The 14,839-nt window shown below is 69.4% G+C and carries 8 protein-coding genes, 2 rRNA genes and 3 pseudogenes (1 of these 13 only partly in view); 7 read left to right on the top strand and 6 right to left on the bottom strand.

All coding sequences use genetic code 11. The annotated features are described in order from the left end of the window. The 4 genes and pseudogenes from KGS77_RS29205 to KGS77_RS29220 all read left to right on the top strand — a co-directional run. Positions 1 to 1,220 (top strand): 23S ribosomal RNA (locus KGS77_RS29205); it begins 1,901 nt to the left of the window's first position. 113 nt (positions 1,221 to 1,333) lie between these two features. Further along, positions 1,334 to 1,450: ribosomal RNA gene (rrf, locus tag KGS77_RS29210) — 5S ribosomal RNA — on the top strand. Between the two features lie 304 nt (positions 1,451 to 1,754). Beyond that, a pseudogene (locus tag KGS77_RS29215) lies at positions 1,755 to 2,408 on the top strand (hypothetical protein); the annotation flags it as partial. 357 nt (positions 2,409 to 2,765) lie between these two features. Further along, entirely contained in the window at positions 2,766 to 3,725 is a 960-nt protein-coding gene (locus tag KGS77_RS29220) for a tetratricopeptide repeat protein (protein WP_242587761.1), read from the top strand. A 108-nt stretch (positions 3,726 to 3,833) separates the two neighbouring features. On the opposite strand, the gene KGS77_RS29225 is transcribed toward KGS77_RS29220, so the two are convergent. The 5 genes and pseudogenes from KGS77_RS29225 to KGS77_RS29245 form a co-directional block, all read right to left on the bottom strand. Then, positions 3,834 to 5,681, bottom strand: a complete 1,848-nt coding sequence (locus KGS77_RS29225; protein ID WP_277994283.1) for an IucA/IucC family siderophore biosynthesis protein — start codon at positions 5,679 to 5,681, stop codon at positions 3,834 to 3,836. Positions 5,682 to 5,725: 44 nt separating this feature from the next. Further along, the gene (locus KGS77_RS29230; RefSeq protein ID WP_242586133.1) at positions 5,726 to 6,304 is read right to left on the bottom strand and encodes a GNAT family N-acetyltransferase; all 579 of its coding nucleotides are present in this window, start codon (positions 6,302 to 6,304) and stop codon (positions 5,726 to 5,728) included. Then, complete coding sequence (locus KGS77_RS29235) at positions 6,301 to 7,629, bottom strand: lysine N(6)-hydroxylase/L-ornithine N(5)-oxygenase family protein (RefSeq protein WP_242586134.1); 1,329 nt, start codon at positions 7,627 to 7,629, stop codon at positions 6,301 to 6,303. The genes KGS77_RS29230 and KGS77_RS29235 overlap by 4 nt, the downstream gene beginning before the upstream one ends. Positions 7,630 to 7,727: 98 nt before the next feature. After that, positions 7,728 to 9,331: pseudogene (locus KGS77_RS29240) on the bottom strand (aspartate aminotransferase family protein). A gap of 377 nt (positions 9,332 to 9,708) precedes the next feature. Then, positions 9,709 to 11,016, bottom strand: coding sequence for a DUF1015 domain-containing protein (locus KGS77_RS29245; RefSeq protein WP_242586135.1), 1,308 nt, complete (start codon positions 11,014 to 11,016; stop codon positions 9,709 to 9,711). Positions 11,017 to 11,134: 118 nt separating this feature from the next. Between KGS77_RS29245 and KGS77_RS29250 the strand changes: the two are divergent. Continuing rightward, positions 11,135 to 12,159, top strand: a pseudogene (locus KGS77_RS29250) (HAD-IIA family hydrolase). A gap of 129 nt (positions 12,160 to 12,288) precedes the next feature. Here KGS77_RS29250 and KGS77_RS35105 read toward each other — a convergent pair. Continuing rightward, a complete protein-coding gene (locus tag KGS77_RS35105; protein WP_347404543.1) occupies positions 12,289 to 13,467 on the bottom strand; it encodes an ADP-ribosyltransferase domain-containing protein in 1,179 nt (392 codons plus the stop codon). Between KGS77_RS35105 and KGS77_RS35110 the strand changes: the two genes are divergently transcribed. Then, positions 13,447 to 13,971 carry a hypothetical protein gene (locus tag KGS77_RS35110; RefSeq protein WP_347404544.1) on the top strand — a complete coding sequence of 175 codons (525 nt, stop codon included), beginning with the start codon at positions 13,447 to 13,449 and terminating at the stop codon, positions 13,969 to 13,971. The two genes, KGS77_RS35105 and KGS77_RS35110, sit on opposite strands and share 21 nt — an antisense overlap. 172 nt (positions 13,972 to 14,143) lie before the next feature. Beyond that, a complete protein-coding gene (locus KGS77_RS29265) occupies positions 14,144 to 14,821 on the top strand; it encodes a macro domain-containing protein (RefSeq protein WP_242586138.1) in 678 nt (225 codons plus the stop codon). Positions 14,822 to 14,839: the final 18 nt, after the last annotated feature.

The following is a 14,839-nucleotide window of genomic DNA, read 5'->3' on the forward strand; positions in this document are numbered from 1 at the left end:
AACTTCGGGAGAAGGGGGGCCATTGCTGGTGAGGGGTCTTGCATCCTGAGCTGGTGGTGGCCGCAGAGACCAGCGAGAAGCGACTGTTTACTAAAAACACAGGTCCGTGCGAAGCCGTAAGGCGATGTATACGGACTGACGCCTGCCCGGTGCTGGAACGTTAAGGGGACCGGTTAGTGACCTTTCGGGGTTGCGAAGCTGAGAACTTAAGCGCCAGTAAACGGCGGTGGTAACTATAACCATCCTAAGGTAGCGAAATTCCTTGTCGGGTAAGTTCCGACCTGCACGAATGGCGTAACGACTTCTCGACTGTCTCAACCATAGGCCCGGTGAAATTGCACTACGAGTAAAGATGCTCGTTTCGCGCAGCAGGACGGAAAGACCCCGGGACCTTTACTATAGCTTGATATTGGTGTTCGGTTCGGCTTGTGTAGGATAGGTGGGAGACTGTGATCTCGTCACGCCAGTGGCGGGGGAGTCGTTGTTGAAATACCACTCTGGTCGTGCTGGATGTCTAACCTGGGTCCGTGATCCGGATCAGGGACAGTGTCTGGTGGGTAGTTTAACTGGGGCGGTTGCCTCCTAAAGGGTAACGGAGGCGCCCAAAGGTTCCCTCAGCCTGGTTGGCAATCAGGTGTTGAGTGTAAGTGCACAAGGGAGCTTGACTGTGAGACTGACGGGTCGAGCAGGTACGAAAGTAGGGACTAGTGATCCGGCGGTGGCTTGTGGAAGCGCCGTCGCTCAACGGATAAAAGGTACCCCGGGGATAACAGGCTGATCTTCCCCAAGAGTCCATATCGACGGGATGGTTTGGCACCTCGATGTCGGCTCGTCGCATCCTGGGGCTGGAGTCGGTCCCAAGGGTTGGGCTGTTCGCCCATTAAAGCGGTACGCGAGCTGGGTTTAGAACGTCGTGAGACAGTTCGGTCCCTATCCGCTGTGCGCGTAGGAGTCTTGAGAAGGGCTGTCCCTAGTACGAGAGGACCGGGACGGACGGACCTCTGGTGTGCCAGTTGTTCTGCCAAGGGCATGGCTGGTTGGCTACGTTCGGAAAGGATAACCGCTGAAAGCATCTAAGCGGGAAGCCTGCTTCGAGATGAGGACTCCCACCCCCTTTGAGGGGTTAAGGCTCCCAGTAGACGACTGGGTTGATAGGCCAGATATGGAAGCGCCGTAAGGTGTGGAGTTGACTGGTACTAATAGGCCGAGGGCTTGTCCTCAGTTGCTCGCGTCCACTGTGTGGTTCCCGGGTTGCGAACAGTCGCAGCGTCGGTTGAACCAAGTTTCACTAATCAATTGAAAAGTGTGCTTGTTCGCTCGAACCCGATAGGGTTTCGGTGGTCATAGCGTTAGGGAAACGCCCGGTTACATTCCGAACCCGGAAGCTAAGCCTTTCAGCGCCGATGGTACTGCAGGGGGGACCCTGTGGGAGAGTAGGACACCGCCGAACAATCTTTGGAAGGACCCTTGGTCCCAGCGTTCATGCTGGGACCAAGGGTCCTTTTTGTTTTGCCGAAGCGCGCCGAACTCGTCGGTGCGTGAGAATGTTTGCAGTACCGAAGACAGGAGTCACGCCGATGTCCACCAACTCTCCCGACGATCGTTCGGAACGCCGGCCGCAGCGGCGTGAGGACGGTGACCGTGGGGGCTTCCGGCGTGATGACCGAGGTCAGCGCCGTGACAGCGACCGTGGCGGCCGTCCGGTGAACCGTGGTTTCCAGGGCCGTGAGGACCGTGGCGGGTTCCGTCGCGACGACCGTCGTGACGGGGACCGGGGTGGCTTCCGCCGGGATGACCGCGCACCGCGTCGCGATGACGAGCGTGGCGGCGGCTTCCGCCGTGACGATCGCCCCGGTTTCCGCCGGGATGACGACCGTGGTGGCTACCGTCGGGACAACGACCGTGGTGGGTTCCGTCGGGACGACCGGCGCGATGGCCCGCCGCGGAGCTTCCGCCGGGACGACGACCGTGGTGGATTCCGTCGCGACAACGACCGTCGCGACAACGACCGTGGTGGCTTCCGCCGCGACGACCGGCGCGATGGCCCGCCGCGAGGCTTCCGCCGGGACGACGACCGGCCTGCGTTCCGTAACGACCGGGACGACCGGCGGGATGACCGTGCGCGTGGTCCGCGTCGGGACGACGAGCGGGGCGGCGGCTTCCGCCGCGATGACCGTGCGCCGCGCCGGGATGACGACCGCGGTGGGTACCGCCGGGACAACGACCGCGGCGGCCGGCCGGCCGGCGGTGGCTACCAGGGCCGTGAGGACCGTGGCGGGTTCCGCCGGGACGACCGCCGTGACGGGGACCGGGGTGGCTTCCGCCGGGACGACCGCGCACCGCGTCGCGATGACGAGCGCGGCGGCGGCTTCCGGCGCCAGGACGACCGTGGGGACTTCCGCCGGGACGACCGGCGGGATGACCGTGCGCGCGGTCCGCGCCGGGAGGACGAGCGGGGCGGCGGCTTCCGCCGTGACGACCGTGCGCCGCGCCGGGACGACGACCGCGGTGGTTTCCGCCGGGACGACGACCGTGGCGGTTACCGCCGTGACGACCGCCGTGACGGCGACCGTTTCCCGCGCGATGAGCGTGCCCCGCGCCGCGGCGAGGACCGTGGCGGTTTCCGCCGCGACGACCGCCGGGACGACCGCCGCGACGCGGGCCGGGGCGCACGGCGCCCGTACGGTGCCGGGCGTGGCCGTGACGACAGCCGTGGCTACCGTCAGGACGACCGGGGCCGGGACCGCGACCGCGACCGGGAGCCGATCAAGCGGCTGCCGATCCCGGAGGACGTCACCGGTGACGAGATCGACGCGGATGTGCGGCAGGAGCTGATGAGCCTGCCCAAGACGCTCGCCGAGGACGTCGCCAAGAACCTGGTGATGGTGGCCAGGACGCTGGACGAGGACCCGGAGCAGGCGTACGGGTACTCGCGGGTCGCGCTGCGGCTGGCGTCCAGGGTCGCCGCGGTCCGGGAGGCGGCCGGTTTCGCCGCGTACGCCGTCGGGAAGTACGGCGAGGCGCTGGCGGAGTTCCGGGCGGCCCGGCGGATGACGGGCAGCGTCGAGCTGTGGCCCGTGATGGCCGACTGCGAGCGCGGTCTGGGCCGGCCGGAGAAGGCGCTGGCCATGGCCGGTGAGCCCGAGGTGCAGCGGCTGGACCGGGCCGGCCAGGTCGAGATGCGGCTGGTCGCGGCGGGTGCCCGCCGGGACATGGGGCAGGCGGACGCCGCGGTGGTGACGCTGCAGAGCTCCGAGCTGGCCTCGAACGCCGTCCAGCCGTGGACGGCCCGGCTGCGGTACGCCTACGCCGACGCGCTGCTGGAGGTCGGGCGCGAGGACGAGGCACGGGAGTGGTTCGCCAAGGCGCTGGAGGCCGACCAGGGCGGGACGACGGACGCCTCGGACCGGCTGGCCGAGCTGGACGGCATCGAGTTCACGGACGCCCTGACGGAGGACGCGGACGCGGACGAGGACGCGGAAGACGCCGCCGCCGAGACCGAGTCCGAGGCCGGGTCCGACGTCGAGTCCGAGGCCGAGGACTCGGACGAGGCTCGCAAGGACGTCCGGGCCCAGGAGCGGGACGTCGAACCCGCCCTGGTCGCGGAGCCGACCGTCGTCTTCCAGGAGCCGGTCACGCCGGCTCCGTCGGAACCGGCGCCCGGGGCCGAGCGCGAGGAGAAGAACGGGAGCAGCGACAAGGGCGACCAGGGCCAGGACGCCTGATCAGCTCCGCCGCCGCGTACGCATGAGTGAATGAGCTGAGGGCGGGATCCCGTAGACACGGGGTCCCGCCCTCAGCCGTTTGCGACAGCCACCGGCGGTCGCCGACCGTCAGCCGCGCGCCTCGGCGGCGAAGCGGGCGATCGGATTCTCCAGCGTGCCGATGAGCTGAAGGGCGCCCGCCGGGTCCTGGAGGTCCACCATCTCTCTGTTGTTGCGTAGCTGGAGACGGTTGAGGCAGGAGAGCGCGAACGTCGGCGCGAGCATGTCGTACTGCCGGAACTTGTCGGCGAGGTGCGGCACGGACTCCTGGTAGCCGCGGACGCACCGCGCGACCGTACGCCAGAAGGTGTCTTCGTCCAGGGCCCCGTCGGCGACCAGGATGCCGTTGAGGAAGCGCAGGAAGCAGTCGAAGACGTCCGTGAAGACCGACAGCAGCTTCTTGTCCTCGGGGACGTCCGCGCGGATGCGCTCGACGGCCGGCGGCAGCACCGCGTCCGGGTCCATGACCGCGATCTCCTCGGCGATGTCCTTGAAGATCACCCGCTGTACGACGCCGCCCTCGATCACCAGGATGACGTTCTCGCCGTGCGGCATGAAGACCAGGTCGTAGGCGTAGAAGCTGTGCAGTACGGGTGTCAGGTACGCGTCCAGGTAGTGGCGCAGCCACACCTCCGGCGGCAGGCCCGACTCCTCGATGAGGGCGCCGGCGAAGGAGCCGCCGTCCGGGTCGGTGTGCAGCAGGGACGCCATGGTGGCCAGTCGCTGCCCCGGCTCCAGCGAGGGCACCGGGCTCTCCCGCCACAGCGCGGCGAGCATCTTCCGGTACGGGGAGCCCTTGGCGGTGGCGGCCTCGTACTGCCGGTGGTGGTAGCCGATGGCGGCACGCTCGCGGATGATCGAGAAGCGGGCGGCCCGGAAGGTCTCGTCGCTCGCGATCAGTTCCGCCAGCCAGTCGTTGATGGCCGGGGTCGCCTCCATGTACGCGGCGGACAGGCCCCGCATGAAGCCCATGTTCAGGACGGACAGGGCCGTTTTGACGTAGTGCTTGGCCGGGTCGCTGGTGTTGAAGAACGTCCGGATCGACTGCTGGGCCAGGTAGTCGTCGTCGCCGGGCCCCAGACAGACCAGGTGCTGCCGGGCGATCTCGGCGGCGAAGGTGACCGAGAGCTTGTTCCACCACTGCCAGGGGTGGACGGGGATGAGGTGGTAGTCGGAGAGGTTCAGCCCGAGGTCGCGCAGGGTGGCGGCGAAACGTTTCAGGGTGCGGTCGCCCAGCTCGTCCCGGAGGAACCGGTCGTGATCCAGGCCGGTGCCGGCGGTGAAGACCGAGCGGTCGCGGCGAGCGGCGAGCCACAGGAGCCGTACGGGGCGGGCGGCCTCCGGCGCGTAGGCGTGGTACTCGTGTACGCCGAAGCCCAGGCGTCCGTTGTTGGCGACGAAGCAGGGGTGGCCCTCGGACATCCCGGTCTCGATGTCCTGGAAGCCGGACTTGGCCAGTTCGGCGGCGGGGGCGGGCCCGGCGGCCAGTTTGCAGGCGGTGCCGGAGAGGGTGGAGCCGATCTCTTCGAGGTAGACCGGGAGGACCTCCTCGCTCAGGCCCAGGGTCCGGCGCAGTTCGATGACGAAGTCCGCGGCGTCCAGAGGGAGTTCGGTGCCGTCGCGGTGGCGGGTGATGCCGTCGGCGTCGATCTGCCAGTGGTCCAGGGACAGCCGGCGGGCGGTGAAGCGGTACTCGGCCCGGTCGTCGTCACTGCGTACGAGGTAGTGCCCGCTCCCGTCGTCCTGGCCGTCCCGAGGAGGCATCCGCTGGGGGGTGAGCAGACGCTCGTGTGCGAACTCGGCGAGGGCCTTGCGTACCAGGAGCCGGTTGGCGCGGGCCCACAGCTCGGGGGTGAGGTGGGACACCGCTTCGCACGGATCTTGCGGGGTCATCGGATCACTTACCGGATCGCTCATGGGTGGGCTCATTGGGCCGCTCATCGGGTCACTCATAGGGATGCTCATCGGGTCGCTCCTCGGGCGGCCAGGAACTGCTCGCGGGTGCAGGTACTGAGGCGGGCTTCTTTGGCCGGCAGTGAGACGGTCCGCTGGACCTCGAAGCCGACGGCCTTGTTCAGGGCGTGCACCGCCGTGTTACGGACGTCGGGTTCCACGACGACGCGGCGGACGGCGGGGTCGGCGAAGAGCATCTCCATGACGGTGGTGATCACGGCCAGGGTGAAGCCGTGCACCGGTGTGCTGGTGGGGGCTGTCAGGAAGTGCATGCCGATGTCGCCGGGGGCGGCCCGGTGGACGCCGACCAGTTCACGGTGGGCCGGGTCGTACCGCTCCATGAGGAACGCCGGGACGCCGTCGCGCAGACCGAGGAAGGCGTCGTGGTACGGGTCGGCGTCGATCCGTAGGAACTCCTCGCGTACGTCGTCCGGGCCGGCGTCCTGCATCAGCCAGAAGACGGCTTTGGGGTGGGTGACCCAGCCGTGCAGCAGCCGGGCGTCGGCGGCCGGGTCGACCGGGCGCAGCGAGAAGGTGCCCAGGCCGGGGTCGGTACGGGTGAAAACCGGGGGATTCGGGCCGGTCATACGGCGGCTACCTCCACGGACCGTCGCGGGTGCGCGCCGCCCGGGGCGGCGAACTCCTGGAAGGCGATCGCCTTCTCGACGGGGTAGTACTCGCGGCCCAGCAGCTCACGGATGATGCAGGAGTTGCGGTACGCGGCCATGCCGAGGTCGGGGGTGACGAACCCGTGGGTGTGCAGTTCGGCGTTCTGGACGAAGATCTCGCCGCCCTGGGTGTCGATGCTGTAGTTGCGGGCCACGGCGAAACGGCCGGCCTCGTCCCAGGCGATGCGGTCCGTGAGGGGGGCGAGGAAGTCCGGGAGCCGGTAGCGGTAGCCGGTGGCCAGGATCAGGCCCTGGGTGGTGAGGGTGAAGTCCTTGCCCTGCTCCTCCTGGCGCAGGCCGAGGGTGTACGTGGCGGACGCGGGGTCGTACGCCGCCTCGGTGAGCGCGGTGTTGGTCAGCAGCCGGGTCGGGCAGGGGCCGCCCAGGTTCTTCTGGTACAGCAGATCGAAGATGTCGTTGATCAGCTCGGAGTTGATGCCTTTGTAGAGGTTCTTGTGGGCGGTGTTGAGCCGGTCGCGGGTGTCCGTGGGCAGGGCGTGGAAGTAGTCCACGTACTCCGGAGAGGTCATCTCCAGCGTGAGCTTGGTGTATTCCAGGGGGAAGAAGCGGGGGGAGCGGGTGGCCCAGGTCAGGTGGTAGCCGTGGCTGTCGATGTCCTGGAGGAGGTCGTGATAGATCTCGGCCGCGCTCTGGCCGCTGCCGATGACGGTGATGCTGTCCTTGGCCTGGAGCGCGGGCTTGGCGTCGAGGTAGTCGGCGTTGTGCAGGAAGTCGCCGCCCAGGCCGCGGCAGGCGTCGGGGAGGTGGGGCGGGGTGCCGGTGCCCAGGATGATCCTGCGGGCCTCGTACGTCTCGGGGGCGCCGGTGGGAAGCCGCTCGGCGTGGACGGCGTACAGTCGCCGCCTCTCGTCGTACTCGACCGAGGTCACCCGCCGGCCGAAGCGGAGGGTGTCCAGCTTGGCGGCGGCCCAGCGGCAGTAGTCGTTGTATTCGGCACGCAGCGGGTAGAAGCTCTCGCGGATGTAGAACCGGTAGAGCCGGCCCGACTCCTTGAGGTAGTTCAGGAAGGAGAAGGGGGAGGTGGGGTCGGCCAGCGTCACCAGGTCGGCCATGAAGGGCACTTGCAGGGTGCTGCTGTCGAGCATCATGCCCGGGTGCCAGTCGAAGGACGGTTTGTCGTCCAGGAACAGGCCGTGGAGTTCGTCGATCGGGTCGGTCAGAGCGGCCAGGCCGAGGTTGAAGGGGCCCAGGCCGATGGCTATGAAGTCATGGGGTGCGGACACGCGGTCTCCGTTGCGGGGACGGGCGGGTGGAGAGGTGGTCGGGTGGATCAGGGGCGGGCGGCGGCTGCGCGCCGTCCATGACGCGTACGGACGCCCCGTCACCCCGCGGCGGTACTGAGCGCCGGCTCGGGCATCTTCTCCGCTTCGCCCGGTTCCAGCCGCTGAGCAGCCAGGTAGGCACCGGCGTGTCCGGCGATCAGGTCCAGGACCGTGGTGATGTCCTCAAGCGTGGTCTCCGGGTTGAGCAGGGTGAATTTCAGATGGTGCCGGCCGTTCACGACCGTGCCCGCCACCACGGCGTCACCGGAGGCGAACAGGGCTTCCCTGGCGTACAGATTGACCCGGTCGCTCAGCTCGGGATCCTCCTCGCGCGCGGGCACGTAACGGAACACCAGCGTGCTCAGTTGCGGCTCGGTGACGACCTCGAAGCGCGGGTCCTGTACCAGGAGTTTCCAGGCGTCCGCGGCCCGGTCCACGACCTCGTCGAAGAGTTCGCCGAGCGCGTCGGCGCCCATGACGCGCAGGGTCAGCCAGAGTTTGAGCGCGTCGAAGCGCCGGGTGGTCTGGATCGACTTGTCGACCTGATTGGGGATGCGGCGCTCGGCCGCCCGCGCCGGGTTGAGGTAGTCGGCGTGGTACGTGACATGGCGCAGGGTGGCGTGGTCCCGTACCAGGACCGCGCTGGAACTCACCGGCTGGAAGAAGGACTTGTGGTAGTCCACGGTCACCGAGTCGGCGCGCTCGATACCGTCCAGGAGCGCCCGGCGACGGGAGACCAGGAGCCCGCAGCCGTACGCGGCATCGACATGCATCCACACGCCCCACCGCTCACACAGCTCGGCGATCCCGGGCAGCGGATCGATGCTGCCGAAGTCCGTGGTGCCGGCGGTGGCGACCACGGCCATCGGGATCAGACCCGCACGGCGGCAGCGCTCCAGCTCCGCGGCGAGCGCGGACAGGCGCAGGCGTTTGTCCCCGTCGCACGGCACGGTGATGACGGCCTCGGCGCCGAGTCCCAGCAGCCGGGCGGCCTTCTCGATGCTGAAATGGCTCACCTCGGAGGCCAGGATGCGCAGCCGGGGAAGTACGTCGGTACGGCGCGGGGTACGGCCGCCCGGCGGCCCCGGGGCGCGCCGCACCGCCTCGTCCCGTGCGAGCAGCAGCGCCTGGAGGTTGGACTGTGTACCGCCACTGGTGAAAATGCCGTCCGCGCGCTCGCCCAGGCCGATGCGCCGCGCGGTCCAGTCGATCAGCCGACGCTCTATGAGGGTGCCGCCGGCACTCTGGTCCCAGGTGTCCAGCGAGGAGTTGACGGCCGAGAGGACCGCCTCGCCCACCAGGGCGGGCAGTACCACGGGACAGTTGAGGTGGGCCAGGTAGCGGGGTGGTGGAAATAGACGGCGTCGCGGAGGTAGACCTCTTCGAGTTCGTCCAGGGCGGAGGCCGGGTCGTACAGCGGCTGGTCCAGGTCGATGCCGTGGACCGCGGGGGAGAGGCGGTCGGCGGTGGTCCCGGTGAACGGCCGGTCGGTACGGGCGATCCTTTTGGCCACGCGGTCGACACCGGCGGCGACAGAGCGGCGGTAGTCCTCGGCCGTATGGCCGTTGAACAGATACGCCCTGCTGCCGGACGCACGGGCCGCCCGGGTCGCGGCGGCGGGAGGGGGTGACGGGTCCTCGGCGGAGTGCGCGAGGGGACTCATGAACGTGTCCTCTCTGATGCGGGCTTCGCCACGTCCTGGATACGGGTGGATTGACCGCGCGGGGGCAGGCGCACCGGTGCGGACGGGGAGATTCCGCCCGTCGTCGACGTGGTTAGGTAAGCCTAACCTAACTAAGTGCTGCGCGGGGTGGGAGGCCGTCGGGCTCCGCCGGCGCACGATGCCGGGGACCCGCACTCGCACCATGTGGCCGCACGCGCGAGATCGAGGACGGCATCGACCGGGCGGCTTTCGAGAGGGACTGCCTTTTCGATGAGCATCCGCTGATCGTGACCAGAGTGCGCGAGGGGGCCCCGGACCCCGGGAAACTTCTCTCGTACGGCCGGATGATCTGTTGGGCGAAGCGGTGAAGGGGTTGGTCAGGGCCGTCCGTCGTTCAGGACGCGCAGGACCAGCCCGGTGGCCGGCTTGGGGCCGAAGGAAGTGGACTTGCGGGGCATGGTGACGCCGTACAGGGCGAGTTGGCGGACGGTTTCCTCCGCGGTCGGGCGCATCAGGACGGCGGTGCCGTTGTGGCGTCGGGCCTGTTCGACGGCGTCCTCGGTGTTGTGGATGTAGCTGATCTCGGACGGGTGGTCGGGGATGCGCCAGACCTCGTCCAGCAGGGCGGAGTGCAGGACGGTGGCGTCCAACTGGCGCCAGGACTCGGGACGGTCGCCGCGGATCGTACGGGCGAGCAGGTCCGGATCGGGATGGTCCAGCAGGCGGAAGGTGTCCGGGCCGGAGGCGAGCAGGAAGGCGCTGCCGGGTGTGTCCCGGAGGGTGGCCAGGGCGTCGGGCAGCGGGCCGGGGACCGTACGGACGCGGAAGGCACCGTCGAGGCGGCCCAGGGCGTCGGCGAGGGGGAGGTGGGGCAGGACGCGGTGGATGGCGCGTACCTGGAGGGGGTAACGGGAGGTGTCCACCAGGAGGACGAGACCGGAGGCCCAGGGGGAGCCGGCGTCGTCGGTGTGCGCGGCCGGTGCCCGGTGCGGGGCCGCCTCGTGCGATCCCCGGCGTTCGGCGTGCAGCCGCTGGTAGGTGGCCCAGCGGTGGTGGCCGTCGGCGATCAGGGCGTGCCGGTGGGCGAGGTCCGCGTCGATGGCCGCGAGGTCCGCGGGGTCGGTGATGGCCCACAGGCGGTGCGCGAAGCCGTCCTCGGTGGTCGTGGCGAGCAGCGGCGTACGGTGGATGGCGCGCTCGATGACGCCGGTGGCGCCCGTCGCGGTGCCCTGGCCGCGGTAGGACAGCAGCAGCGGCTCGAAGTTCGCGGCGGCCTCGCGCATCAGGGCGGCGCGGTCTTCGACGACCTCGGGGATGACGTCCTCATGGGGCAGCACCGGGCCGTCCAGCTCCAGCGCGCCGATGACGCCGCGCTGCAGGACCTCGCCCCGGCGCTGCTCGTAGACGTACAGCGCGGGTTCCGGGTCCAGGGCCAGGACGCCCTCGGCACGCCAGCGGCCGAGGGTGTCGGCGGCCTGGCGGTGGCGGGCGGCGGGGTCCGCGGCCTGGGGAAGTATCAGCCGGACGATGTTGTACGGATCGGCGGTCTCCAGGTGTCGTACGCCGTCGGGCCGGACCACGACGTCGTACGGGGGCGAGGTGACCGCGGTGAGGCTGCTGACCCGGTCCGGGGCGTAGCGCAGTCCGCGGAAGGGGTGGAGGCGGAGGCCGTCGGTGCTGGTCATTGGGAAATGCTATGTCGCGACGAAGCATAAGGGATGATCGGGGGACGGCCAGGATGTGGCTGGAAATGACCATATGCGAAGGAACCGGGTGGGTGATGTGGGTAAGGAGCGGGACGGCATGAGCGAGCGGGTTCGTCTGCGGCCGGGCGGGTGCGGGCGTCCGCTGAGCGAGGCGTACGACACGGCGCTGCTGGATCTGGACGGAGTCGTCTACGCCGGGGGCCGGGCCATCGAGCACGCCGTTCCGTCGCTGACGGCGGCCCGGGACGCCGGGATGCACCTGGCGTACGTGACCAACAACGCCTCGCGGACCCCGGACGCGGTGGCCGGCCAGCTCACCGGCCTCGGGCTGCCGACCGGCCCCGGCGATGTCATCACCTCCGCCCAGGCGGTGGCCCGGCTGATCGCCGGCCAGGTACCGGACGGCGCGAAGGTGCTGGTGATCGGCGGCGGGGGCCTGCGGGTGGCGCTGCGGGAGCGCGGCCTGGTGCCGGTGGACTCCGCGGAGGAGGACCCGGCGGCGGTGGTGCAGGGGTACGACCCGAAGCTGGACTGGGAGCGGCTGGCGGAGGCGGCGTACGCGGTACAGCGGGGGTGCCGTGGTTCGCCTCCAACACCGACCTGACGATTCCCAAGGAGCGCGGGATCGCCCCGGGCAACGGCGCGCTGGTGGAGGTCGTACGGATCGCCGCCGGCGGTACGCCGCAGGTGGCGGGCAAGCCGCAGCCGCCGATGCACCGGGAGACGGTGCTGCGGACGGGGGCGAAGCGGCCCCTGGTGGTCGGGGACCGGCTCGATACGGACATCGAGGGCGCGTACAACGGCGGCGTGGACTCGCTGCTGGTGCTGACGGGCGTGACGACCACGGCCGAACTGCTGGCCGCCGGGCCGCGGCACCGGCCGACCTATGTGGACGCCGACCTGCGGGGCGTGCTGGGACCGCAGCCGGAGGTGACCGCGGACGGCGACGGCTTCCGGTGCGGCGGCTGGCGGGCGGCGGTCGTGGACGGCGTCTTCGTGGTGGAGGGGGAAGGCGCCGCGCTGGACGGGCTGCGGGCGCTGTGCGCGGCGGCGTGGACGGCGGCCGGTGAGGGCTCCTGCACGGCGGACGCGGGGAAGGCGCTGGCACGGATCGGGGTGTGAAGGCGTTCGCCGGGCCCGTTGGAGACCTGCTGGAAAAGGGGTCTCCAACGGGCCCGACGGCCTTCCCGTCCGTCGGGCCGCCGCCGGCGGGGCCCGGCCGGTCTTCGTATCCGTCGGGCCGGCGCCGGCTCAGGACACCAGGCTCTGCGCTTCCAGCTCGGTGAGCTTTACGGTGCACAGGCCGCCGCGCTCGGTCTTCACATCCGTCACCTTGAGCTGCGTGCCCGGCGAGAGGATGAATTCCTCCTCGTCGGTGAACGCGGAGAAATCGCGGATGCCCACCGCGCGGGCGGGCATCACCTCGAAAAGCGTCCGCTTGCCGCGGCTGCCGAGGAATGCCCGGGCCACGCCGAGTTCCGGCGTGCACGAGGACACACCCCACCAGGTCACCGTACGGCCGAGCGGATACTGCGCCCGCAGGTCCAGCGATACTCCGCGCCACAGCGGCTCCGTGCGGGCGGGAAGCCCCGACACCGCGGAGAACAGCAGGCGCAGATACGGGAGATAGGGCAGGACTCTGGTCCGGTCCGGGGCACGCAGCACCGCGTTGATCTCCCGGTAGAACCCGGACTCGCAGGTGTAGAGGTAAAGCGCGGCGATCGCGTCGGCGGACAGGCCGCCGGCCGCTTCGTCCGCCCGCCCCTTGCCGAATTCGTACGACAGCTTGATGTGCCGGCCGAGATCGGGCAGCAGCTCGGCGACCGGGGCGAGGGCATCGTGGAATTCCATGAGCGGGGTGTCGAACACACCGGTGATCGCGGGAGGACGAGACCTTCGTCCTTGACGCTCGCGAGCCGTTCCAGATAGAGCTGGTGCAGCTCCATGGTCGAGGCGATGAACGCCCCCATGCGCTCGGCGAGGCCGCCGTCGCTCGCGCCGGCCTCCGCCGCGCGCTCGTTCCACCCTCGGCTCGGCAGCCAGTCGACCTCCTCGGCGCCCAGCGAGGCGAGGGCCTCGTTCACCATGGCGAAATGGTCGCCCTCGCAGAAGATGTCGCCCTGCGCCGCGGGATTGCAGTGGTCGATGTGCCGGACCTCGACCTCGGGGTATTTCTCCTGGAGCCGCAGGACGACCTTTTTCAGATTGCGCGCGTGCGCGCCCCACCACGCGAAGACGACACCACGGTCCTCCTCGTCGGCATTCTGCTTGGCCTTGAGGATTTCCTCGACGATCCGCTCGGCGACCGGACGCCAGAACGCGGTGTGCCGGTCGGCTCCCGACGACCCGTTGCCGCGCGATTCGTCGCTGCCGGCGGTGAGGGCCGCGTTCAGCAGCAGCACGCCCTGCGTGAGCATCGCCTGGAACCATTCCGGCGGCTGGACGGTGTCCTGCTTCTTCAAAAGCGCGCGTACATCGGCGATCGGGGTCTTCTTGGGTATGCCGTACTTCCACATCGCCGCCGCCTTGATGATGCAGCGGATGCTGACGACCCTGCCGAACTGGCTATCTTTCCAGTCGTGGAAGGTGTTGTCGAACATGGCGATGCCGGTGGCGCTCTCCGGCCGCGGGTACGGATTCTGGCCGAAGACGACGACTTTCCATTTGTGCGGCGGATTGGGCTTGAGCGCCTGGAAGGTCAGTTCGCGGACGGGGACGACCTCCGGCCCGCGGCCCGGGCCGATGAACGTGGCCGCGTCCGGCTGCGCCTCGATGACCGGCTTCAGCAGCGGAAGCCATGGTTCACCACCGCCTTTGAACAGATCGGTCAAAGCCAGCGGGTCATTCGGGTCATTCACGTCATTCGGGTCGGGCTGGGCCGGGGTGGTGGCATCGCTCATTGGGGAGGGACTCCGCATGATCAAACCGCACTGATACGGACATAAATGATGGGCAATCCAGGGAAATCTGGCGGCAGGCTAGCACCGGGTCCGCGCACCGGCGGTGGTGATGGCGTGTCATGGGACGCCGCCCGTACCCGCGTTGTCAGTGGGGGGCGGTAGCGTCGTGAGCGGTGGAAAGAGCCGTTTGCCGATCGGAGTGAATCGTGACCGTGGACCGTGTGCAGCCGCCGCTCAGGGTGGTGCTGACCGACCTCAACACGCAGGTGGTTCAGGCGTGGCGGGCGGCGTTCGCCGAGCACCCCGAGATCGAGATCCGCGAGGGCTCGATCCTCGACGAGGGCGTCGACGCCTGGGTCAGCCCGACCAATTCCCGGGGCCGGATGGACGGCGGGGTCGACGCGGCCATCAAGCGGTATTTGGGGGCGGGGATCCAACTGCGCGTACAGCGGGAGATCCGCGACCGGTTCGCGGGCAGCCTCCCGGTGGGGAGCGCGGTGTGCGTTCCGTCCGGGGCGACCACCCCGAAGTTCCTGATATCGACGCCGACGATGGAACATTCCGCGCAGAACGTCAGTGAGACCCTGAACGTGGCGCTGGCGTGCGCCGCCGCGTTCCAGGCGATCCACCGGCGGAACACGGAGGCGCCGGGCAGCATCGGGTCGGTGGCGCTGGTCGGCATGGGCGCCCGGACCGGGCGGGTACCGGCACGGGTGTGCGCCAATCTGATGTGGACGGGCTACACGTTGTTCAACGACTACCGCTTCGAGGACTACGACGAGTTGCGCGCCACGATCATCGCGCAGCTCGACGACATCGAGAACGCGCCCGAGGAGAAGCGGATACGCATCGCGCCGCCGCGGCGCACCGCTTCGCGTCGCTGAGGGAGGGGCCGGGCAAGG

Source organism: Streptomyces sp. MST-110588 (assembly GCF_022695595.1).
Taxonomy (GTDB): Bacteria; Actinomycetota; Actinomycetes; order Streptomycetales; family Streptomycetaceae; genus Streptomyces.

Excerpts from the sequence above, each read along its gene's own strand:
- KGS77_RS29230 (WP_242586133.1), bottom strand. The coding sequence starts at position 6,304 with ATGACCGGCCCGAATCCCCCGGTTTTCACCCGTACCGACCCCGGCCTG.
- KGS77_RS29225 (WP_277994283.1), bottom strand. The coding sequence starts at position 5,681 with ATGAGCGATCCGGTAAGTGATCCGATGACCCCGCAAGATCCGTGCGAA.
- KGS77_RS35105 (WP_347404543.1), bottom strand. The coding sequence starts at position 13,467 with ATGGTTCCAGGCGATGCTCACGCAGGGCGTGCTGCTGCTGAACGCGGC.
- KGS77_RS29245 (WP_242586135.1), bottom strand. The coding sequence starts at position 11,016 with ATGACCAGCACCGACGGCCTCCGCCTCCACCCCTTCCGCGGACTGCGC.